This is a genomic window from Thioalkalivibrio sp. ALMg13-2 (assembly GCF_000381185.1).
GTDB classification, from domain to species: Bacteria; Pseudomonadota; Gammaproteobacteria; order Ectothiorhodospirales; family Ectothiorhodospiraceae; genus Thioalkalivibrio; species Thioalkalivibrio versutus.
The window spans coordinates 1-21,132 of sequence record NZ_KB906124.1 but is presented as its reverse complement, the minus strand read 5'-3'; the positions used below and the strand labels follow the sequence as shown (position 1 = coordinate 21,132).

At 65.6% G+C, this 21,132-nt stretch carries 17 protein-coding genes, 1 tRNA gene and 2 pseudogenes; 3 read left to right on the top strand and 17 right to left on the bottom strand.

The genetic code is table 11. The annotated features are described in order from the left end of the window. Window positions 1-44 precede the first annotated feature (44 nt). From argF to F618_RS0112665, 3 genes are all read right to left on the bottom strand, one after another. Window positions 45-962 (bottom strand): ornithine carbamoyltransferase, encoded by a 918-nt coding sequence (argF, locus tag F618_RS0112675; RefSeq protein ID WP_018145406.1) that lies wholly within the window; start codon window positions 960-962, stop codon window positions 45-47. Further along, the gene (locus F618_RS0112670) at window positions 959-2,155 is read right to left on the bottom strand and encodes an acetylornithine transaminase (RefSeq protein WP_019568781.1); all 1,197 of its coding nucleotides are present in this window, start codon (window positions 2,153-2,155) and stop codon (window positions 959-961) included. The genes argF and F618_RS0112670 overlap by 4 nt, the downstream gene beginning before the upstream one ends. Window positions 2,156-2,258: 103 nt before the next feature. Beyond that, window positions 2,259-2,840, bottom strand: coding sequence for a superoxide dismutase (locus F618_RS0112665; RefSeq protein WP_018145408.1), 582 nt, complete (start codon window positions 2,838-2,840; stop codon window positions 2,259-2,261). 161 nt (window positions 2,841-3,001) lie between these two features. Here F618_RS0112665 and F618_RS0112660 point away from each other — a divergent pair, with 161 nt between their 5' ends. Together F618_RS0112660 and F618_RS0112655 are read left to right on the top strand one after the other, a co-directional pair. After that, window positions 3,002-4,510 carry a DASS family sodium-coupled anion symporter gene (locus F618_RS0112660; RefSeq protein ID WP_019568780.1) on the top strand — a complete coding sequence of 503 codons (1,509 nt, stop codon included), beginning with the start codon at window positions 3,002-3,004 and terminating at the stop codon, window positions 4,508-4,510. Between the two features lie 180 nt (window positions 4,511-4,690). After that, window positions 4,691-6,601 carry a methyl-accepting chemotaxis protein gene (locus F618_RS0112655; RefSeq protein ID WP_019568779.1) on the top strand — a complete coding sequence of 637 codons (1,911 nt, stop codon included), beginning with the start codon at window positions 4,691-4,693 and terminating at the stop codon, window positions 6,599-6,601. A 677-nt stretch (window positions 6,602-7,278) separates the two neighbouring features. Here F618_RS0112655 and F618_RS0112650 read toward each other — a convergent pair. From F618_RS0112650 to F618_RS0112600, 11 genes are all read right to left on the bottom strand, one after another. After that, window positions 7,279-8,112, bottom strand: a complete 834-nt coding sequence (locus F618_RS0112650) for an amidohydrolase family protein (protein ID WP_018649992.1) — start codon at window positions 8,110-8,112, stop codon at window positions 7,279-7,281. Window positions 8,113-8,141: 29 nt separating this feature from the next. Continuing rightward, window positions 8,142-8,579 (bottom strand): glutathione S-transferase N-terminal domain-containing protein, encoded by a 438-nt coding sequence (locus F618_RS0112645; protein WP_019568778.1) that lies wholly within the window; start codon window positions 8,577-8,579, stop codon window positions 8,142-8,144. Window positions 8,580-8,922: 343 nt separating this feature from the next. Next, entirely contained in the window at window positions 8,923-9,528 is a 606-nt protein-coding gene (locus F618_RS0112640) for a DsrE family protein (protein ID WP_019568777.1), read from the bottom strand. A 99-nt stretch (window positions 9,529-9,627) separates the two neighbouring features. Beyond that, window positions 9,628-10,350: a phosphate signaling complex protein PhoU gene (gene phoU / locus F618_RS0112635; RefSeq protein WP_018145414.1), complete on the bottom strand. Its 723-nt coding sequence runs from the start codon at window positions 10,348-10,350 to the stop codon at window positions 9,628-9,630. 11 nt (window positions 10,351-10,361) lie between these two features. Further along, entirely contained in the window at window positions 10,362-11,192 is an 831-nt protein-coding gene (pstB, locus tag F618_RS0112630) for a phosphate ABC transporter ATP-binding protein PstB (RefSeq protein ID WP_019568776.1), read from the bottom strand. A gap of 201 nt (window positions 11,193-11,393) precedes the next feature. After that, window positions 11,394-13,061, bottom strand: a complete 1,668-nt coding sequence (gene pstA, locus F618_RS0112625; protein WP_019568775.1) for a phosphate ABC transporter permease PstA — start codon at window positions 13,059-13,061, stop codon at window positions 11,394-11,396. 27 nt (window positions 13,062-13,088) lie between these two features. Then, the gene (locus F618_RS0112620) at window positions 13,089-15,359 is read right to left on the bottom strand and encodes an ABC transporter permease subunit (protein ID WP_019568774.1); all 2,271 of its coding nucleotides are present in this window, start codon (window positions 15,357-15,359) and stop codon (window positions 13,089-13,091) included. A gap of 189 nt (window positions 15,360-15,548) precedes the next feature. After that, window positions 15,549-16,517: a PstS family phosphate ABC transporter substrate-binding protein gene (locus tag F618_RS0112615; protein WP_019568773.1), complete on the bottom strand. Its 969-nt coding sequence runs from the start codon at window positions 16,515-16,517 to the stop codon at window positions 15,549-15,551. 347 nt (window positions 16,518-16,864) lie between these two features. Next, window positions 16,865-18,187, bottom strand: coding sequence for a phosphate regulon sensor histidine kinase PhoR (gene phoR / locus F618_RS0112610; protein WP_019562906.1), 1,323 nt, complete (start codon window positions 18,185-18,187; stop codon window positions 16,865-16,867). 15 nt (window positions 18,188-18,202) lie between these two features. Further along, a complete protein-coding gene (phoB, locus tag F618_RS0112605) occupies window positions 18,203-18,892 on the bottom strand; it encodes a phosphate regulon transcriptional regulator PhoB (RefSeq protein ID WP_018145420.1) in 690 nt (229 codons plus the stop codon). Between the two features lie 146 nt (window positions 18,893-19,038). Beyond that, window positions 19,039-19,824, bottom strand: coding sequence for a 3',5'-cyclic-nucleotide phosphodiesterase (locus F618_RS0112600; RefSeq protein ID WP_018176571.1), 786 nt, complete (start codon window positions 19,822-19,824; stop codon window positions 19,039-19,041). A 251-nt stretch (window positions 19,825-20,075) separates the two neighbouring features. On the opposite strand from F618_RS0112600, the gene F618_RS0112595 reads away from it, so the two are divergent. After that, window positions 20,076-20,151: transfer RNA gene (locus tag F618_RS0112595), tRNA-Ala, on the top strand. A 117-nt stretch (window positions 20,152-20,268) separates the two neighbouring features. Here the strand turns inward: F618_RS0112595 and F618_RS0112590 are convergent. The 3 genes and pseudogenes from F618_RS0112590 to F618_RS0112585 all read right to left on the bottom strand — a co-directional run. Beyond that, window positions 20,269-20,703 (bottom strand): annotated as a pseudogene (locus tag F618_RS0112590) (transposase); the annotation flags it as partial. Next, window positions 20,685-20,822, bottom strand: a pseudogene (locus tag F618_RS15710) (transcriptional repressor LexA); the annotation flags it as partial. The pseudogenes F618_RS0112590 and F618_RS15710, both read right to left, overlap by 19 nt. Window positions 20,823-20,860: 38 nt before the next feature. Then, window positions 20,861-21,132 (bottom strand): integrase core domain-containing protein (locus F618_RS0112585; RefSeq protein WP_019568771.1); only part of this gene is annotated, 272 nt, incomplete at its 5' end.

Here is a 21,132-nt window from a genome sequence, read left to right as displayed (position 1 = left end):
ATCTTCGTGTGCTTCGTGATGGATAAAAGGGGACGCGAAGAACGCTAGCTGGCGTTGAGGGTGATCAGGAATTCGAGCAGGGCCTTCTGGGCGTGCAGGCGGTTCTCGGCCTCGTCCCAGACGACGCTTTGCGGGCCTTCCAGGACATCCGTGGAGACCTCTTCCTCGCGGTGCGCCGGCAGGCAGTGCATGAACAGGGCGTCGTCGTTGGCGAGCCGCATCAGGTCGGCATCGACGAAGAAGCCGGAGAAGGCCCGGCGCCGCGCGCTCTTTTCCTGCTCCTGGCCCATGCTCGCCCAGACATCGGTGACGACCAGATCCGCACCCTCGGCCGCGGCACGTGCGTCGCGCGTCAGCTCGAAGTGTTCCTGCGTGGTTTCGACCACGCTGGGCTCCGGGTCGTAGCCTTCCGGGCAGGCGGCGACCAGCTGGAAATCCAGCTGGCGGGCGGCGTACATGTAGCTGTGGCACATGTTGTTGCCGTCGCCGATCCAGGCCACGCGCTTGCCGCGGATGTCGCCGCGGTGCTCGACGTAGGTCTGCAGGTCGGCGAGCAGCTGCGCCGGGTGCTCCAGATCGGTTAGGCCGTTGATCACCGGGACCGAGGAGTGCTTGGCGAACAGTTCGATCTTCTCGTGCTCGTAGGTGCGGATCATCACGCAGTCGACCATGCGCGAGAGTACGCGGGCGGTGTCTTCGATCGGTTCGCCGCGGCCCAGCTGGGTGTCGCGCGGGGACAGGAACAGGGCGTTGCCGCCCAGCTGCTGCATGCCCACCTCGAACGAGACCCGGGTGCGGGTGGAGGACTTCTCGAAGATCATGCCCAGGGTCTTGCCGCGCAGCAGGTCGTCGTGGTGTCCGCCCGACTTCAGCTGCTGCTTGAGCTCGATCGCCCGTTGCAGCAGGGCACGGGTTTCATCCCCGGAGAGATCGAGGAACGAGAGGTAATGGCGAGGGTTCATGCAGAGACCTCCTTGGGGACAGAGGATGACAGGAAGGCATCCACCAGGTCGGCTACGGTGGCGGCGATCTGTTCCACCTGGTCGTCGTCGATGATCAGCGGCGGCAGCAGGCGGATCACGCGGTCCGCCGTCACGTTCAGGATCAGGCCGCGTTCCAGGGCGGCCATCACCAGCTCGCCCGCCGGGCGGTCCAGCTCGACGCCGATCATCAGGCCGCGGCCGCGCACGGCGACCACGCCCGGGTGATCGCTCAGGCGGTCGCGCAGGCGACCCAGCAGGAATTCGCCCTGGCGGGCGGCCTGTTCGCACAGGGCCTCGTCCTGCATGACGTCGAGCACGGCCAGCGCCGCCCGGCACACCAGCGGGTTGCCGCCGAAGGTGGTGCCGTGCATGCCGGGACTGAACAGCTCGCGCGCCGCACCGGCGACCAGATTGGCGCCAATGGGGATGCCGTTGCCGAGCCCCTTGGCCAGGCTGACCACGTCCGGCGTGATGCCCTCGTGCTGGAAGGCGAACCAGTATCCGGTGCGTCCGATGCCCGCCTGGATCTCGTCCAGCATCAGCAGCCAGTCCTTGCGGTCGGCCAGCTCGCGCAGGCGCCGCAGGTAGCCAGGGGGCGGGACATGGATCCCGCCTTCGCCGGTGACCGGCTCGACCAGGATTGCGACCACGTCGGGGTCTTCGGCGAGGGCCTCTACCGCATCGAAGTCGCCGTGCGGGACATGCACGAAGCCCGAGACCAGCGGTTCGAACCCGGCCCGCACCTTGGGGTTTCCGGTGGCGGACAGCGTGGCCAGGGTGCGGCCGTGGAAACTGCCCTCCATCACCACGATCTTGGGCTCGGCGATGCCCCGGGCGCGGCCGTGCAGGCGGGCGAGCTTGATCGCCGCTTCGTTGGCCTCGGCTCCGGAGTTGCAGAAGAACGCGCGGTCCATGCCGGCCAGCTTGCACAGACGCCGGGCCAGCTGTTCCTGCAGCGGAATACGGTACAGGTTGGAGGTATGCACCAGCGTGCTGGCCTGGTCGCAGATGGCCTGTGCCACCTTGGGGTGGGCATGTCCGAGACCGCACACGGCAATGCCGGACAGGGCATCCAGATAGCGCTTGCCGTCGGTGTCCCACAGCCAGGCGCCTTCGCCGCGTTCAAAGGCGACGGGCAGGCGCTTGTAGGTGTTCTGCAGGGCGTCGTTCATTGGGTTCTCCGAAACCAAAGAGCCGGCGGAGGACCGCCGGCTCGATGAAAGGCGCAGCCGCATCATGCGGCCAAAGGCGCCTAGTATATAAACCCTTTGGGGTTTACTTCATCTGCTGGGCAGCAAAGTCCCAGTTGACCACGGCCCAGAAGTTCTCGAGGTACTTCGGGCGCGCGTTGCGATAGTCGATGTAGTAGGCGTGCTCCCAGACATCGCAGGTCAGCAGCGGGGTCTTGCCGTCGCGCAGCGGGTTGGCGGCGTTGGAGGTGTTGACGATCTCCACCGAGCCATCACTGTTCTGCACCAGCCAGGTCCAGCCGGAACCGAAGTTGCCGACGGCGGATTCGTTGAACTTCTCCTTGAAGGCATCGAACGAACCGAAGGCGCTGTTGATCGCGTCCGCGAGCTTGCCGGAAGGTTCGCCGCCGGCGTTCGGGGCCATGCAGTTGAAGTAGAAGGTGTGGTTCCAGACCTGGGCGCCGTTGTTGAAGATGCCGCCGGCCGGGGCCTTCTTGATGATGTCTTCCAGCGAGGCATTTTCGAACTCGGAACCCGGCAGCAGGCCGTTCAGCTTGGTCACGTAGGTCGCGTGGTGCTTGTCGTGATGGTATTCCAGCGTCTCGGCGGAGATGTGCGGCTCCAGCGCGTTCTTGGCGTAGGGCAGATCGGGCAGTTCGTAGGCCATGAAAGACTCCTTGTACGGTGTCGTGAGAAACTGAGGCGGCGGCGCACCCGAACCGGGAGCGACGCATAACGGGTTAACGATAGTCACGTTGCCCGGGCGATGCAATTCCCGATGATGCCGGTTGGTTTTCACCCCGGCGGATTTCCCACAAGACGAGGCGCATGGCGGATACCGACGAGACGGGGCAGGAAGGTGAAGCGGCGGTGGCGAAGGGCTCGACGGTGGACTGGCGCGCCCGGATCGGCCTGATGCTGGGCCCGGCGATCTTTGTGCTGTTCCTGCTGGTGCCGGCGCCGACGGGGTTCGATCCGGCGGCTTGGTGGGTGCTGGGGCTGACGCTGTTCATGGCGACCTGGTGGATCAGCGAGGCGTTGCCGCTGCCGGTCACGGCGCTGCTGCCGATCGCGATCCTCCCGGTCCTCGACATTACCTCGATGGAGAACGCGACCGCGCCCTACGCGAACCCGATCATCTTCCTGTTCATGGGTGGCTTTGCGATCGCCTTGGCGGTGCAACGCTGGGATTTGCACCGGCGCATGGCGCTCGCGATCGTGGCCCGTTCCGGGAATCGTCTGCACGCCCTGGTCGGGGCCTTCATGCTGGCCACGGCCGGGTTGTCCATGTGGGTCAGCAATACCGCGACCGCGGCGCTGATGCTGCCGATCGCCCTGTCGGTACTGGGCCTGATTGAACGTGGTGCATCGCCACAGGGGCCGGGGGCGAGTGCGGAGTCGCGGCGCCCGGCCCTGGCGTTGTTGCTGGGGATCGCCTTTGCCGCAAACATCGGGGGCATGGCGACCATTATCGGCTCGCCGCCGAACGCCCTGACCGCGGCCTATCTCGGGGATCGCCACGGGATGGAAATCGGGTTTCTGGAATGGATGACCCTGGGCCTGCCGTTGGCGGCGATCCTCCTGGCCCTCGCGTGGTGGTTGCTGACGCGCTGGGTGTTTCCGGTGCACCGGGTCGAACTGAACGGCCTGCGCGCCCTGCTGGACGAGCAGCGCGCCACGGTCGGGCGCTGGTCGACCGCAGAGAAGCGCGTGGCGGCGGTGTTCGTGCTGGTCGCGCTCGCCTGGCTGACACGGCCGCTGCTGGAGGGGTGGTTGCCCATCTCGCTGACCGATGCCGGCATTGCGATCCTGGGCGCCGGCTTGTTGTTCCTGATCCCCTCGGGTTCCATGGAGCAGCGCAGGTTGTTGGCCTGGGACAACACCCGCGAACTGCCCTGGGGCGTGCTGCTGCTGGTCGGAGGCGGCCTGAGCCTGGGGGCGGCCATCGAGTCCAGTGGTCTGGCGGAGCTGGCGGCCGATGCCCTGGTGATCGCGCAGACCTGGCCGCTGATCCTGATCATGGCCGGGGTGGTGTTGCTGACCATGACGCTGAGCCACGTAACCAGCAATACGGCCACGGCCGCCACGCTGCTACCCCTGGTCACCGCGTTTGCGCTGAGCATGGACGTGCCGGTCCTGATGCTGGCACTCCCCGTCGCCTTTGCCGCTTCCGTGGCCTTCATGCTGCCGGTGGCGACCCCGCCGAATGCCATCGTGTTCGCCAGCAACCGCCTGCAGGTGCTGGACATGGTGCGGGGAGGGGCACTGCTTTCCGTGGTGGCGCTGGTGCTGATCAGCCTGGCGGTCTACGTCTTCGCCGAGGCCCTGCTGGTGTAGCCGCGGCGCGGATTCGTTCTGTGATTGCGGATTCGTTCTGTGATTGCCGTGTCCCCGACATTCTTGTGGGGATGAAAAGCCTTCCATGCTCAAGTTCTAGGATTCGCCGCCGCTAGGGAGGACGAACGGCCCATTATTTTGCGAGCTGGCGCTGACCGACAGACCGAAGGACGCACCGACATGTTCAACAATATTCGAATTGGCGTACGGCTCATGGTGGGCATCATCGGCGTGGTGGTCCTGGCCGTGGTGCTGACCCTGGTCGTGGTGATGAATGCCCTGGGTACGATGGCGGACAGGGCGGAGCAGCGGGAGCTGAACGACTTGGCTGGCCAGTTGCTGGATCGGCTGGACCAGGAGTCGGCGCGCGCGACCGCGATGGCGGAGACCGTGGCGCGCATCCCGGATGTGCAGGAGGCCATGGCCAATGGGGATCGTGATCGGTTGGCCGCACTGACGGTGCCGAGCTTCGAGTCCCTGAACGCCGATTACGGCGTGCGCCAGTATCAGTTCCACACGCCGCCGGCGACCTCCTTCCTGCGCGTGCATCGCCCGGATCGTTATGGCGATGACCTGTCCGGTTTTCGCCAGACGGTCGTCGACACCAACGACCGCCGCGCCCCGATCTCGGGCCTGGAAGAGGGCGTGGCCGGCCTGGGTATCCGCGGCGTGGTCCCGATCGCTCACAACGGAGAGCACGTGGGTTCGGTGGAGTTCGGGCTGTCCTTCGGCGACCCCTTCTTCGAGCAGTTCACCGAGGAGTTGGGTGCACCGGTCGCGCTTTACCTGCGCGATGAGGGACGGTTCAACCGCTTTGGCGGGACCATCGAAGGCGAAGCGACCTTCAATGCGGCCGAGATGCGCGAAGTGCTCCAGGGCGAGCGCCTGGTGCGCAACGTGACCTACCAGGGCGAGCCGATGGCGGTGATCGCCCGGCCGGTGCGCGATTTCTCCGGCGATGCGGTGGGTGTACTGGAACTGATGGTGGACCGCAGCGCCTACGTGACGATGACCCGCAACGCCACCGGCACGGTGGTCATGGTCGGCGTGATTGCGGTGGTTCTCGGCGCGCTGCTGGCCTGGTTCCTGACCCGCAGCATCGTGCGCCCGCTGTGCCAGACGGTGGAGCGTCTGGACGACATCGCCAGTGGCGAGGGTGACCTGACGCGTCAGCTGGAGGTGTCCGGCCGGAACGAGCTGGGCGATCTGGCGGTGGTGTTCAACCGCTTTGTCGAGAAAATTCGCGTGTTGATTCAGCAAGTGGCGGCGGGTTCCGATCAGGTCGCTGCCGCGTCCAACGAGCTGTCCGCGACCAGCGAGGAGACCAACGAGCAGGTGCGCCGCCAGAAGGCGGAAACCGACCAGGTCGCCACGGCGATGAACGAGATGACCGCCACCGTGCAGGAAGTCGCCCGCAATGCCGCGGATGCGGCGGCGGCCGCCCAGGCTACGGACCAGGACGCCGTGGCCGGTCAGCAGGTGGTGCAGAAGACGGTCACCGCGATCAACGGCCTGTCCAGGCAGGTCGACAATGCGGCCGAGGTGGTCACCCGCCTGTCGCAGGATGCCGAGCAGATCAACAAGGTCCTCGAGGTGATCGGCGACATTGCCGACCAGACCAACCTGCTGGCGCTGAATGCCGCGATCGAGGCGGCCCGCGCTGGCGAGCAGGGCCGCGGTTTCGCCGTGGTGGCCGACGAGGTGCGTACCCTGGCCAGCCGGACGCAGGACTCGACGCACGAGATCCAGCAGATGATCGAGCGGGTCCAGAGCGGTACGCGCGAGGCGGTGCAGGCGATGGAAGATGGGCGTTCCAAGGCGCACGAGAGTGTCGAGCAGGTGAACCTCGCCGGCGAATCGCTCAACGCGATTACCCAGTCGGTGACCCGCATCAGCGACATGAACACGCAGATCGCCAGCGCCGCCGAGGAGCAGTCCACCGTGGCCGAGGAGATCAACCGCAACGTGGCCAACATCACTGAGGTGCTTGACCAGACCGCGGCGGGCTCCGAGCAGATCCGCAATGCCTCGGAGGAGCTGTCCAAGCTCGCCTCCCAGCAGCAAGAGCGCGTGGGTCAGTTCAAGGTCTGATACACGACCCGATGGTGTCGAGCCCGCCTCCCTGTTCGGGGAGCGCGGGCTTTTTCATGCGTGTGGGGAAAAGGGCAGGCGAAGAAGCCAGGTCAAGGGCGATCCTGATTAGCAACGAGCGTCAGCCAGGCTCAAGGCCCGTGCGGGCCCGGGTCTCCAGGCGCCTCCTACATCGTCCTCCCGGAAACCGCGCAGCGGTTATCCGGGATCTCCACGGTATGAGTGACCCGTACGGTGGGGCTAGAACGGCGTGTGGAGATCCCGGCTCTCCGCTGCGCTACGGCCGGGATGACGTACGACTGGGATCACAATCAGGGTGAGCTCCGCCCGGGATGACAGGGCAGGGGTAAGCGCCCCGGGAGGGTGACACTCCCAGGAAGGCCTGGATCAAAGTAGCCCGGGGTGGGAAGTGGCCCGGGGCGGGCCATGCACGTCCCCAAATGGGTCCCGCCACTGGCTGACGATCGTTGCTAATCAGGAGGGCGATTGGACCACGGAGGACACAGAGGACTGGGGGAAGGGCTGGGAAGGAAAAGGTCGGATGATGGCCGTGCGACGTCAGATCACAATCCGATCGTGATCTTTCGTCACTGTCCTTGCCGTGCTCTGTGATCTCTGTGGTTCAGGCCTTTTGCCCGTCTTCGTGCCTTGGTGCCCTTCGTGGTGAATACAGGCCCTTACTGAGCGGGAAAGAGGCGTTCGCCGTTTTCGAAGGCAATGGCGCGGGCGACGTTGTCGGGCAGCTGGTCGAGCCAGGCGCGGGTCTCGTCTTTCAGGTGGGTGTACTGTTCCCAGCGCGTGGTGGTGAAGGTGTCCACGCCGATCATGAAGCGATCCGGATGGGAGAGGAACAGCTCGAACCAGGCGTCGTCGATCTGACCACCGGGGTTGATGCGCGGGTTGCGCATGGACAGGTCCATGTTCATGCGCGGGTGGCGCTCGAGGTAGTCCTGCACCAGGGGCGGGTAGGCGTAGCTGCCGGCGTGGGCCCAGAGGATGCGCACCTCGGGGTGGGTGGCGTAGGCATGATCGATCACGGCCGGGTCGCCGTGGATCATGATGGTCAGATCGCGTGCGACGGCCAGGTCCAGCAACTGTTCGAAGCCGGGTCCGAAGCGGTCGTCTGCCAGGATGTGAAACTCGCCCAGCCCGCGCCAGGCCACGTCGGATTCGTCCAGCATGTCGGCAATGCGGGCGCCCAGGTCCTCGACGTGCATCCAGTCCATCTTCTTGCCCAGGCGGTGCGAGACTTCCAGAAACGGCACGATGCGGGTATCCGAGCCCGCTTGCAGGCGACGAATCAAGCCGCCTTCGGTCGACATGACGATGGCGCTGCGCACGTCATTGGAGGCCAGGGTGCGGCCCACGTCGCTGATGCCAAAGGTTTCGGCCACCGCCGGGCGATAGTGCAGGTGGGCATCGAAGATCGGCGGCTCGGCGCTGGCGACCGTGAAGGGCAGGGCCAGCCCGAGCGTGGCTCCGAGCAGGGAACGGTGAAGGCGATGGTGCATGGACGGACCCGTCGGAAGACAATTCGACATCAGGAACGCGGCGTACTGTTGGGCGCAGGAGTCGGATCGGTCGTCTGTGCCGGATCGAAGCGCTCGCGCAGGTAGCGGATGATGGCATCGGATTCGTACAGCCAGCGCACCGAGCCGTCTTCTTCCTCGATTCGCAGGCAGGGCACCTGCAGGCGGCCGCCCTCGTTCTGCAGTTCCTCGCGCCAGGGGCCGGTGGCCTGGGCGTTGCGCAGTTCGATATCCAGCGACAGGCGCTGCATCGCGCGGCGGGCCTTGATGCAGAACGGGCACGCCGGGAAATGATACAGGGCAAGGCGTTGCGTCTGTTCGTCGATTCGGGCTTGCTCGGCCGGGTCCCGTTCGATGCCGCGTGGGCGCGACACGCGCTCACCGATCAGCATGAATGGGGTCAGAATCAGGCGGACGCCACGGAAGAAGGTGCGAATCAGGAATCTCATGGCGAAAGGATGCCACAGGAGCCCGACACCGTTACAGCATCTCGAGCGATGGAGGCGTTAGTTTCACCCTCAAACCCAAAAGCGCTTTTTGCACGCAGCGCAAGAAGGCACGAAGAAGATCAAGGGCGGTCTTACCACGGCGTATACAGAGGGCGCGGCGTAGAGTGGGGCAAGAGTGAGCAGAAAAGGGTATCGGTACACCGATCCGTGCTGGTCAGCCCGCATCAAAGTTCCGATCCCGTCAACCATCCTGTCGTTCTATGCGCCTGCTGTGACCTCCATGGTTACAGGCTCTCGACCGTCTTCGCGTCTTCGTGGTGGGCATCTTTGTGAATCGGCATGCTCAGGGGGTGCCGAAGTCGAACTCCCAAGGGTCTTCCGGGGGCGCGTCGAGTAGCGACGGGCGCAGGCGGATCACTTCGAAGCCCAGTTCGCGATAGTCATCGAGGCGGTCCGGGGCGCGGTCGGCGACCTCGACGAAGTCGGCAAATGCCTCCGCGTCCAGGCCGCGCCAGTCGGCAAAGGTGCCGCAGACTGCCACGTTCACCCCTTCGTTGCGGACCAGGGCCTCCACCTCGTCGTGCAGGCTGGGGTGCTGCGTCGCCTCGCTACGCGTCAGGGTGAATTGTTCCGCACCGTGGGAGACGACGGCCACCGGGTAGTCGGGGTCGCGTTCGCGCAGGCGGGCGACACTGGCCCGAATCTCGGGAAGAAGCGCGGATAGCGCAGCGCGGTCGTTCTCGATGATCTCGAAGACCACGCCTTCGGGGAGCTTGTCGCGTTCCAGGAGTTCGACGACGGCCGCGGAGGGTTCGCCCGGGGGCAGCGGGTCAGAGGAGGTCACGGGGCCCGCGTGCAGGCTGGGCGCGGCCAGCATGGCGATGAGGCCGCCCACGAACAGCCAGGCGGGAAGCGGAAATGGTCGAGGGCGTGAGCGGGTAATCCACATGGCCCCATTCAAGCGGGGATCGCCGAACCACGCAAACACCCGCGCACCGGGGCAGCAGAATTGGGGCTCCCGCGCGCGGGCAAGGTCGAGTCGCCGGGGTCAGTGGCGGTCACCGGTGGCCTGCTCGGCCATTTGCTCGTAGCTGGTGTGGCGCACGTCCTTGCCCTTGACGAAATAGACGACGTATTCGCAGATGTTGCGCGCGCGGTCGCCGATACGTTCCAGGGAGCGGGTGGCCCAGACGATGTCCATCAGGCGCGGGACGGAGTCCGGGGCGGCGGTCATCTGCCGCATCAGTTTGTGGGTGACGGTCTCGTACAGGCTGTCGATCTGGATATCGAGCTGGGCGACGCGCACGGCCTGTTCCACGTCCATACGGGCGAAGGCATCCAGGGCCCCGCGGGTCATCTCGCGGACATGTTCGCCCATGCTGGCGATATCCGACATCGGGGCGCTGTTGCGGTCTTCATCCAGCAGGTGCAGGCCCATGCGGCCGACCCGTTCGGCCTCGTCGCCCATGCGTTCCAGGTCGGTGATGGTCTTGATGACCGCGATCACCAGCCGCAGGTCGGAGGCGGTCGGCTGGCGCCGGGCGAGGATGTGGGTGCACTCCTCGTCGATCTCGACCTCCTTGGCGTTGACCTCGTAGTCGGAGGTCATGACCTTCTCGGCGAGTTCGGCATCGCCCTCGACCATCGCGTGGACGGCATCGGCGAGCTGCTGCTCGACCAGGCCGCCCATGGCCATCACCTGCTTGATGATGTCTTCCAGCTCGGCGTTGAACTGCTGCGAGATGTGTTGCTTGAAGAAGCTCTTGTCCATGTCGTCGTTCCTCAGCCGAAGCGGCCGGTGATGTAGTCCTCGGTCTGCTTCTTGGCAGGCGAGGTGAACAGGGTGTCGGTATCCGCGTATTCGATCAGCTCGCCCATGTACATGAAGGCGGTGTAGTCGGAGACGCGCGCGGCCTGCTGCATGTTGTGGGTGACGATGACCAGCGTGTAGTCCTTCTTCAGCTCGATCATCAACTCCTCGATCTTCAGCGTGGCCAGCGGATCCAGCGCCGAGCAGGGCTCGTCCAGCAGCAGGACCTCGGGATCGATTGCGATGGCGCGGGCGATGACCAGGCGCTGCTGCTGGCCGCCGGACAGGCCGAAGGCATTCTCGTGCAGGCGGTCTTTCACCTCATCCCACAGCGCGGCGCGCTTGAGCGACTTCTCCACCACCTCGTCCAGCTTGCGGCGGTTCTTCACGCCCTGCAGGCGCAGGCCGTAGGCCACGTTCTCGTAGATCGACTTGGGGAACGGGTTCGGTTTCTGGAACACCATGCCCACACGGCGGCGCAACTCGGGGACATCCACGGACTTGTCGTTGATGTCCGCGCCGTCCAGGCGGATGGTGCCCTCGATGCGTACGGAATCGATCAGGTCGTTCATGCGGTTGAAACAGCGCAAGAACGTGGACTTGCCGCAACCGGAAGGCCCGATGAATGCCGTGATGCGGTTCTTCGGGATGCGGATGTCGATGCCCTTGAGCGCCTGGTCCTCGCCGTAATAGAGCTTGAGGTCTTCCGCGGTGAGGCAGATGTCCTCGCGGTCGAGGCTCAGGCCGCGCGGTGCCTGGTTGTTCTGGGCCACGTTGACGGCGTGGGTCTGGGTGTCACTCATTTCGGGTACTCCATGGGGAATGGGGTTCGACGCATCCCGGCACCGCGAGGGGGCGGAAAAGCACCGTCATTGCGAGGAGCGCAGCGACGTGGCAATCGGTTTGGGTGCCTCCGGCGTGTGGGGTACCGGAAGCCGATTGCCATGGCCCCTGCGGGGCCTCGCAATGACGTTGCGTGCGAGAAACGTTGTGCATGTCGTGTCTCAGTCGCCGTCGGCGCGGTATTTCTCGCGCAGGTGGTTGCGGATGGAGATCGCGGTCAGATTGAGCACGATGATCAGCAGCACCAGGACCAGCGCGGTGGCGTAGACCAGCGGGCGGCCGGCCTCGACATTCGGGCTTTTGAAGCCGACGTCGTAGATGTGATAGCCGAGATGCATGAACGCGCGGTCGAGGTGCAGGTAGGGGAAGTTCCCGTCCATCGGCAGGTTGGGGGCCAGCTTGACCACGCCCACCAGCATTAGCGGGGCCACCTCGCCGGCCGCGCGCGCCACGGCCAGGATCAGGCCGGTCATCATCGCGGGGGCGGACAGCGGCACGATCAACCGCCATAGCGTCTCGGCCTTGGTGGCGCCCAGGGCCAGCGAGCCGAGGCGGATGCTGCTGCCAATGCGGGTCAGGCCTTCCTCGGTCGAGACGATCACCACCGGCAGCGTCAGCAGTGCCAGGGTCAGCGAGGCCCAGATGATCGCGGGCGAGCCGAAGGTCGGCGAGGGCAGGGCATCCTGGAAGAAGATCTGGTCGATATTGCCGCCGATGAGGTAGACGAAGAAGCCGAGCCCGAACACGCCGAACACGATCGACGGCACCCCGGCCAGGTTGTTCACCGAGATGCGGATGGTGCGCACCAGCGGCCCCTGTTTGGCGTACTCGCGCAGATAGATGGCCGCGAGCACGCCGAACGGGGTTACCACGATGGACATCAGCAGCACCATGAGTACGGTGCCGAAGATGGCCGGGAGGATGCCGCCCTCGGTGTTGGCCTCGCGCGGGAAGCCGGTCATGAAGTCCCAGAAGGTGACCACGTAGTGGCCGAGCTTCTGCGGGATGCTCATGTCGTTTGGCCACCAGGCATTTACCACCTGGGACAGGTCGATGCTGGAGCGCCGGCCGTCCGCGGTCTGCAGGGTGAGCGCGTAACGCCCGACTTCCTGACGCAGGCGGTTGCGCTCGGCCTCGAGCTCGCGGTAGTCCGCGTCCAGTGCCTCGCGCTCTTGTTGGAGCTCTTCGTAGCGCTGGGCGCGCGCTTCCTCGGACAGCGTCTCGTCCCGTTCAAGGCCGCGTTCGGCCAGGCGGACCTGTTCCAGGGCGAAATTCACCCGGCCAATCTCGACCCGTTCGATACGCTCGATCTGCTGGACCAGGGAGCGGGTTTCGGGGATGCGCTGTTCGAAGGCCGCGCGCGCCTCGGCTCCCTCGGCGACGACGTCGCCGTCGATCCGGAACTCGCGGATGTAGCCGTAGAAATTGCCCCATTGCAGGCGTTCGAGCACCACGGCGTCGCGGGGGCGCTCCCACTCCGACATGAAGTCCTCGACATACCAGCGGAAGTCGCGCGAGTCGACATCGCGGTTGCCGCGCTTGACCAGGTGCCGGACCACGATTTCCTGACCTTCGGGGACATCGAAGCCCGATTCCCGCATGGCCTTGGCGGTCATGGTCTCGGAGCGCGACAGTTCGCCCATCACGCGTGATGGCTCGGCCTCCTGGCTGGTCCGGTACTCGAATTCGATGACGTCCGAGGGCCAGAAGAACGCGAGTCCGTTGACCGCGATCATCAGGATCAGCCCGAAGACCATCGTCAGGGATACCGCCACGGCGCCCGCGTTGAGCCAGATCCAGGGGGTGCCCGTTTTGAACCATTTATTCATCGGATCGGAGCCTGTCGTCGATGCGGTTTAGAGGGAGCTGTACTTGTTGCGCAGGCGCTGGCGCACGATCTCGGCGACCGTGTTCACCAGGAACGTCAGCGCGAACAGCACCAGGGCGGCGAGGAACAGAATGCGGTAGTGCGTGCCGCCTACCGCGGTTTCGGGCATTTCCACCGCGATGTTGGCGGAGAGCGTGCGCATGCCCTCGAAGATGTTGAAATTGACCACCGGCGAGTTCCCGGTCGCCATCAGCACGATCATGGTCTCGCCGACGGCGCGGCCGAAGCCGATCATGACCGCCGAGAAGATCCCCGGACTGGCGGTCAGCAGAACCACGCGCACCACGGTCTGCCAGGGTGTGGCCCCCAGCGCCAGCGAACCCTGGGTCAGGTGCTTGGGCACGTTGAATACGGCGTCCTCGGAGATCGAGTAGATGGTCGGGATCACCGCGAAGCCCATCGCGATGCCGATTACCAGGGCGTTGCGCTGGTCGTAGGTGTAGCCGGCGTCGGTCAGCCACTGGCGGGCGTCGCCGTTGAACAGCCAGACCTCGATCAACGGGCTCATCGACGCGGAGAACCAGCCCACCAGGATCACCACCGGGATCAGCACCGCGGCTTCCCAGCCGGCGGGGATCACGCGGCGCACGCCGTCCGGCAGCAGGCGGGTCCAGACGAAGGCGACGACCAGCATCATCAGCGGCATCAGGACCAGGATGCTGGCGACTGCCGGCAGGTTGGACTCGATGTAGGGGGCCAGCCAGAGCCCGGCGAGGAAGCCCAGGATGACGGTCGGCAGGGCCTCCATCAGCTCGATGCTGGGCTTGGTCAGGCTGCGCATGCGGCTGGACATGAAGTAGGCGCTGTAGATCGCCCCCATGATCGCCAGCGGGGTGGCGAACAGCATGGCGTAGAACGCGGCCTTCACCGTGCCGAGGGTCAGCGGCACCAGGGAGAACTTGGGCTCGAATTCGTCGGTGGCGGAGGACGACTGCCAGACGTAATCACCCGAGGATCGGCCCTCGTACCAGACCTTCTGCCACAGGACGTGGAGGGAGACCTCCGGGTGGGGATTCGAGAGCCGGTGCAGGGTCCAGGTCTCGTCGTTGTCGATCGCGACCAGCAGGCGGTTGCGCGGGTCCATGTAGACGCGGTGCAGGGGCGTATCGCCGACCTGGTGCTGGATGAGCGTGCGTTGCGAAGTCGGGTAGTGAACGGCCAGAGCGCCGCTGGCATCGGCGGTGGCGAAGCCCTTGCGGATGTATTCCGGCTGGATGTTGGTCACCGCGTCGGCGTGGCGGGGAAACTCGCGCACGCGGGTGATGCGGTTCACGTTGTCATCGTCGCGCACCAGCATGTATTGCGCGACGGAGCCGTCCGATCCGCCGACGATCACCGATACGGTTCCGAGCAGATACTCCAGCGAGGTGACCTCGGCATCCTCGCCGTGGATCACGCGCTGGGTGTCGACTCGCTCGGCGTTTCGCGGGCTGGAGATGTCGTAGAAATGCAGCTGCCCCTGGTTATCGCCCACCAGCATGTTGCGGCCGGAGATGTCCAGAAGGATACGCGATGCGGTCGCACCATCCGGCAGGGCCGGGAGGTCATGCGCCGAGCGGCGCACTTCGACTTCGCCGGTCATCATCGAGGTCCGTTCCTCGAAGTTGACCAGGCGCAACCGGCCGTCGGCCGTGGCCGCTGCGACGCGGACGCCGCTGGAGCCGCGCTGGATGCCGACGACCTCGATGGGCTGGCCGTCGCCATCCACATCCAGCAGGGACGAGGTCTCGTCCCCCAGCGAGTAGACCAGGCCGGGATCGTAGGCGCGGCCTTCGGGGGTGAAGCGTTCGTTGTATTCGTACTCGATGGCCAGCACCTGACCGTTGTCCAGTCCGATCGCGACCAGTCGGGTGCGGGGTTCGGCGGCGGTGAAGCTGGTGACCCGGGCGTCCTCGGGGATCGGCAGGGTCTGCTCCTCCACGATCTCGCCGCTGTCCGGGCGGAAGAAGATCGCCCGACGGTCTTCGGTCAGGCGCACGGCCAGCTCCCGGTGCCGGTTTACGGCCAGGTGGATGGTCCCGGTGTCGGCGCCGCCGGGCGCGCTGTACTGGGTACGTTCCTCGATCTCCGCACCGAGGAACATGGGCAGCGTCTCGCTCAGGAGGTAGACGAACATCAGGGTCAGCGCACCGACGACCGCCACTCCGAAAAAGCCGATCAGGTAGCGCGCCGAGGTGTCCTTGGCCCGGCGCCAGCGCTGGAAGCGGCCAAGGGTGGAGATCGCGTGGAGTCCGGACATTCGGGGTCCCCCGGGGGGTCGGCAGGCGGAAGGCTTGAGATGGCCCGCATCCTACGGGCGCTTCGTGACAGAACGGTTACAGCCGTGTGACGGAACGTTGAACAGAGGGGGCGGTGCCCCTCACAACGAAAGACGCCGGACCCCTTGAGGGGCCCGGCGCCGGTTCGCACCGTCCTTGTGCGGGAAGCTTTACTCGATGCCGAGGGCCTCGCGCTGGCGCTGGGCGACGGTCTCGGGCAGCGGGACGAACCCGTCACGCACGACTACCTCCTGGCCTTCCTTCGACAGCACCATCTTCAGGAACTCGGCCTGACGCGGGGCGAGGCCGTCTTCCGGGTGCATGTTGACGGCGACGTAGAGGAAGCGCGACAGCGGGTAGTCACCGGAGGCGGCGTTCTCGCCGGTCGGCTCGAAGTATTCGCCTTCGTTCTCGCCCAGGGCGATGGCGCGGACACCCGAGGTGTTGTAGCCAATGCCGGAGTAGCCGATGCCATTGAGCGATTCGGCGACACCCTGAACCACCGAGGCAGAGCCGGGCTGTTCGTTCACCGAGTTGCGGTAGTCACCATCGCACAGGGCATGTTCGCGGAAGTAGCCGTAGGTCCCGGAGACCGCATTACGTCCGTAGATGGTGATGTCGCGGTTGTCCCAGGAACCCTCCAGGCCCAACTGGCCCCAGCGGGTGATGTCTTCAGGGGCCCCGCAGCGGCGCGTGGAGGAGAACACGGCGTCCACCTGGGCGATGGTCATACCGTCGATCGGGTTGTCACGGTTAACGAAGACGGCGATGGAGTCGATGGCCACCGGGACCAGGGTCATCTCGTAGCCGTGGCGTTCCTCGAAGGCCGCCTGTTCGCTGTCGCGTGGCATGCGGGACATCGGGCCGAAGTCGGCGGTGCCCTCGGTCAGGGCGGGCGGGGCGGTGGAGGTGCCGGCGCCCTGGATCTGGATGTTCACGTTCGGGTAGAAGTCCTGGAACTCCTCGGCCCACAGCGCCATCAGGTTGTTCAGGGTGTCCGAGCCTTCGCTGGACAGGTTGCCGGAGACCCCGCTGACGGTCTGGTAGGCCGGCAGGTTGGGGTCCACGTCGGCCATCGCCGGGGTGATGGCGAGGGCGGTGGCCGCGGCGGCGGCAAGAATCGTACGCTTGAACAGCATGGGTGTACTCCCTGGTGCTTGCTTTGAGGTTTGTTCGGAGCCGATCGGTCGGTCCTTGATGCGGGATTATGGGCGGCTGTGCTTGCAGTTCCGTGACGGCGATATGACAGCGGCATGACATGTGGCTGGCTGCGAAGGCTGCGCTGCAACCGGGGGTAATGATTCGACCGAACCGGGGGCGTCGGCGCCTTGCTGCCCCGGGAGATTGCTTTGTTGTGCGCGTAATGACGGGTATTCGTATAGGTCATTGCGAGGAGCGAAGCGACGCGAAAATCGGTCCGAAAGGCCCATGGGTTCGGGGCGTTTGCGGACGATTGCCACGGGCCCTGCGGGCCCTCGCAATGACGTTAGTTGGAGGGGCCTGATGGTTCGGCGCGGCGGATACGGGTCAGGGGGAACAGGCAGGTGAAGCGGCTGCCGCGGCCGACCTGGCTCTCGATGGCGAGGTGGCCTTCATGGCGGGCGAGGACATGTTTGACGATGGCCAGGCCCAGGCCTGTCCCGCCGCGCGACTGGGTGCGTCCGGCATCCACGCGATAGAAACGTTCGGTCAGGCGCCCGAGGTGATGGCTGGCGATGCCGGGCCCGGTGTCCTCGACGCTCAGGCGTGCGCCGTCGTCGTCGGCGCGCCAGCGCAGGGTGATGGTAGTCCCGCCAGGGGTGTACTTCACGGCATTGAACAGCAGGTTGGCGCAGGCCGAGCGCAGTTCGTCCGGGTTGCCCTGGAACTCCAGTTTGGGGTCGGCGTCCAGCACGATCGCGTGTGCTTCCGTGCCGGAAAGGATGCGTGCCTCGTCCGTCAGCTTCTGGAACAGTGGGAACGGGTTGAACCAGTCCTGCGGGCCGGTGGTTTCGCCGGTCTCCAGGCGTGAGAGCAGCAGCAGGTCGTCCACTAGCAGTTTCATCCGCTCGGACTGTTCGCGCAGCATCTGGACCGAACGCGCGAGCTGAGGCTGGTCCTCCAGTTCGTCTTCCAGGCTCTCGGTGACGCCGTAGAGTACGGTCAGCGGCGTGCGCAGTTCGTGCGAAACGTTGGCGATGAAGTCGCGGCGCATGACCTCCAGGCGGTGCAGGTGGGTGGTGTCCCGGGCCAGCAGCAGGTACTGCGCGTCGCCATAGGGGAGCATGCGCATCTCCAGTTGGCGTTCGCTGTCCAGGGGGGAGGGCACGGTCACCCGCGCGAGGGACTCGCGGGCACGTTCCATGAACGTCAGGAACTCCGGGTGGCGCAGGAGATGGGTAATGCGCTGGCCCTCGTCGCGCGGCCAGTGGAGCCCGAGCAGCTGGCAGGACATGTCGTTCAGCCACTCGATGCGCAGGTCATCGTTCAGGACCACTACCGCGTCGGGCATGGCCTTCGCCGAGTCCCGGTAGCGCTCCAGCAGCTGGCGCAACCGATGCACGCGGTTCTCGTGGCGTCTGCGGCGGCGGTAGAGGTGGTCGAAGATCACGCCCCACAGGCCGCGCACGTCCGGTGGGTCGGCACGGCCGCCCCGGCGCAGCCAGGTCTCCAGCCACAGCAGGTTGGCGATGTTCCAGGCCAGTGCAGCCCCAAGCAGAAACGCCAGGGTGGGCCAGAACTGGCCGGTGGCCCAGCCAAGCGCCAGGAGCGGCAGCGCGATCAGCAGGCTGGTAATGAGGATGTCGGGCCAGGTCTTGCGGGGCTGCACGGGGACCGCCGAAGGTCAGGGAAGTTGCGAGAAACGGTACCCTGAACCACGCACGGTTTGCACCAGGTGGTCATGCCCGGTGTCGGCCAGCGCCTTGCGCAGGCGGCGGATGTGAACATCCACCGTGCGTTCCTCCACATAGACGTTGGTGCCCCAGACCTTGTCCAGCAGCTGTTCGCGGCTGAACACCCGATCCTGATGGGTCATGAAGAAGTGCAGCAAGTTGTACTCGGTCGGGCCCATGCTGATGGCCGCGCCGTTGCCGGTGATGCGATGCGAGACGGGATCCAGACGCAGGCCCTCGATCTCGATCGGTTCCTCGCTGGTGGTGGGCGAGGTGCGGCGCAGCACGGCCTTCATGCGCGCGACCAGCTCGCGCGGCGAGAACGGTTTGGTTACGTAGTCGTCGGCGCCGACATCCAGGCCGCGCACGCGGTCTTCTTCCTCGCCGCGGGCAGTCAGCATGATCAGCGGGATGTCCTTGGTGACGGGGCTGGTCTTGAGCGTACGCGCCCAGTCGATGCCGCTGATGTCCGGCAGCATCCAGTCCAGCAGGATCAGATCCGGCGGGTCTTCCAGCAGGAGGGATTTTGCCGAGCGGACATCTCCGGCCTCGCGGACCTCGTAGCCCGCCTTCTGGAACGGCACCTGAAGCATCTCGCGGATCGCTGCATCATCTTCCACCAGCAGAATTCGAGTGGCCATGGCCCCGTCTCGTGATTACCTGATCCGCATTAGATAACAGGGATGTTACAGGCGTGTGAACGAGAGGTGGTGCGGCGGCAACCAGCCTGTGGCGTGTCCGGGCGGCTCGCGCCCGATCATCGTGGAAGACGAGCGATGAGTAACCGCTAAGGATGGGCGCCGAGTTCGAAGCGTTCGTCGCCGTGCAGGAAGATCATGCCGTCGTGGTGCGGCGAGCGGGCGAGCTGCTGGCGGATGGCCTGTTCGTGGCCGGGCTTGAGATGGGTAATGGCAATGCGCGGGCGGTGTTGCAGTTGCGCCAGGTCCTCGCCCAGGTGCTGCGGGGTGTAGTGCTTGGCCAGGTCCGCCATGCCCTCCATCTCGTCTGGGAGGCCGGTCTCGATCATCAGCAGATCGAGGTGGGGCAGGGCGTTCAGCGCGGGCCAGAGCAGGTGCGAGGAGGTTGTGTCGCCGCTGAAGGCGAAGGCGGCGCCGTCGCTGTTGGTGACGCTGTAGCCGACCGCGGGCACGGTATGGCGGGCGGGCAGCACCTGGATCTCGCGATGTTCCACCGCGATGCTGTGACCGGGTTGCAGCGACTCCAGGCGGATCAAGGGCTGATCGGGCCGTGGCAGACGGGTGAAGTCCGGCCAGATCACCCAGTTGAAGACGTGATCGCACAGGGCCTTGAGTGTTGCCGGGAGGCCGTGGACGTGGACGGGCGGGGCATCCGGGCTGTAGACCATGTCCGCCAGCATCGGGAGGAAGGCGATATGGTCCAGGTGCGAGTGGGTCAGGAAGACGTGGCGAATGCGCCGCAGCTCCTCCAGGGTCAGATCGCCCACGCCACTGCCCGCGTCGATAAGGATGTCGTTATCGATGAGGATGGATGTGGTACGCCGGCCCGGGCCAATCCCGCCACTGGCGCCAAGGATGCGAACGGACAGACTCATGTCGGACAGTATATCGAGCGAGCAGCGGGCCGTCGTGTGGCCAGACCCGCGAGCCGGAGGCTGGGGTCGGTCGCCCCGGGTCGTTGGATGTGGGTGACGGACATGCCCTAATGCTAGACCGGGTCCAGGCCCAAGTTCCGTGACGTGCGGCGCGAAAAGGTGATCCCGAGGCACGGCGGGGCGTCTCGCGAATCTTGTGCGGGCGGGGCTTCCCGCCACCCGGCGGAGTTGCTAGAATGCGCGTCCTGTTTGGGGCGGTAGCTCAGCTGGGAGAGCGTCGCGTTCGCAATGCGAAGGTCGGGAGTTCGATCCTCCTCCGCTCCACCAAACACCCCAGAAAATCAGGAATTTATAGGGCAAAAAACGCCATATATACCATCCTGTGTGCCATTCTTAGGAACGGTAGGCCCCGCCGGTAAATTACTGGCGGGGCTTTTTTTTGGTTCATCGAGCATTACCGGGGAAGGCTGCGCGGATTTTGAGGAAGAAGTATTCCTGGTCGCGATAGCCATAGGCCCGACGCTTGATGACCTTGATCGTGTTGTTAATGCCCTCGACGACGCTGGTGTTCAGCCGGTGGCGGCAGCGCGAGACGATGCCGGGCAGGTAGGGCTCCAGCAGGCGTGCGAAGCGCTGCAGGGCCTGGATTCCGCTCTCGTGCGCTTGCTGCACCCATTGCCGCCACGCCTGGTGCGTCCGCTCGGGGCTGCGCTGGAACCACAGTCTCTTGAGTTCGTCGCGTAAGAGGTAGACCGTCAGTAACGCTTGGTTGGCCTGCAGCAGCTCGTCCAGGTGCACCGCCTGGCCGGCGTTCAACGACGTCCGGTTGCGCAACAGCAACCAGCGGCTAGATTTGATCACTCGCCATGCCCGCGCAGGGCCGGGGGTACCTCCACGGGTTCGGGGTTCGCCAGCGCCTCGATCGGTTGGTTGGCCGCGATGCGTCCGAGCAGGGGCAGGGTGTGGGCACCCCATGACCCGGTTGCCGCACCTTCGTCTCCGCAAGAGGGTGAGTCGGACAAGCCGTCTGTGGTGGTCAAGTGATTTCGGACACCGCGTTAGGTGGATTGGCTGCCGTTGGTTGCTCGTAGACGCTGGGAGGCAGGTAGCCCAGCGTCGAGTGGATGCGAACGGTGTTGTAGAACCGAGCGATGTAGTCCGCGATATCCCGCCGCGCCTCGCCGTGGTTCGCGTAGCGACGCTGCCAGACGCGTTCCGTCTTGAGGCTCAGGAAGAAGCGCTCGACGACGGCATTGTCCCAGCAGTTACCCCGGCGACTCATGCTCGCCTGGATCTGGTGCCGGGCCA

Excerpts from the sequence above, each read along its gene's own strand:
- phoU (WP_018145414.1), bottom strand. The coding sequence starts at position 10,350 with ATGGACAAGAGCTTCTTCAAGCAACACATCTCGCAGCAGTTCAACGCC.
- F618_RS0112650 (WP_018649992.1), bottom strand. The coding sequence starts at position 8,112 with ATGCACCATCGCCTTCACCGTTCCCTGCTCGGAGCCACGCTCGGGCTG.
- F618_RS0112615 (WP_019568773.1), bottom strand. The coding sequence starts at position 16,517 with ATGCTGTTCAAGCGTACGATTCTTGCCGCCGCCGCGGCCACCGCCCTC.
- F618_RS0112660 (WP_019568780.1), top strand. The coding sequence starts at position 3,002 with ATGGCGGATACCGACGAGACGGGGCAGGAAGGTGAAGCGGCGGTGGCG.
- F618_RS0112640 (WP_019568777.1), bottom strand. The coding sequence starts at position 9,528 with ATGTGGATTACCCGCTCACGCCCTCGACCATTTCCGCTTCCCGCCTGG.
- F618_RS0112620 (WP_019568774.1), bottom strand. The coding sequence starts at position 15,359 with ATGTCCGGACTCCACGCGATCTCCACCCTTGGCCGCTTCCAGCGCTGG.
- pstB (WP_019568776.1), bottom strand. The coding sequence starts at position 11,192 with ATGAGTGACACCCAGACCCACGCCGTCAACGTGGCCCAGAACAACCAG.
- pstA (WP_019568775.1), bottom strand. The coding sequence starts at position 13,061 with ATGAATAAATGGTTCAAAACGGGCACCCCCTGGATCTGGCTCAACGCG.
- F618_RS0112655 (WP_019568779.1), top strand. The coding sequence starts at position 4,691 with ATGTTCAACAATATTCGAATTGGCGTACGGCTCATGGTGGGCATCATC.
- F618_RS0112600 (WP_018176571.1), bottom strand. The coding sequence starts at position 19,824 with ATGAGTCTGTCCGTTCGCATCCTTGGCGCCAGTGGCGGGATTGGCCCG.
- phoB (WP_018145420.1), bottom strand. The coding sequence starts at position 18,892 with ATGGCCACTCGAATTCTGCTGGTGGAAGATGATGCAGCGATCCGCGAG.
- argF (WP_018145406.1), bottom strand. The coding sequence starts at position 962 with ATGAACCCTCGCCATTACCTCTCGTTCCTCGATCTCTCCGGGGATGAA.
- F618_RS0112665 (WP_018145408.1), bottom strand. The coding sequence starts at position 2,840 with ATGGCCTACGAACTGCCCGATCTGCCCTACGCCAAGAACGCGCTGGAG.
- F618_RS0112670 (WP_019568781.1), bottom strand. The coding sequence starts at position 2,155 with ATGAACGACGCCCTGCAGAACACCTACAAGCGCCTGCCCGTCGCCTTT.
- F618_RS0112645 (WP_019568778.1), bottom strand. The coding sequence starts at position 8,579 with ATGAGATTCCTGATTCGCACCTTCTTCCGTGGCGTCCGCCTGATTCTG.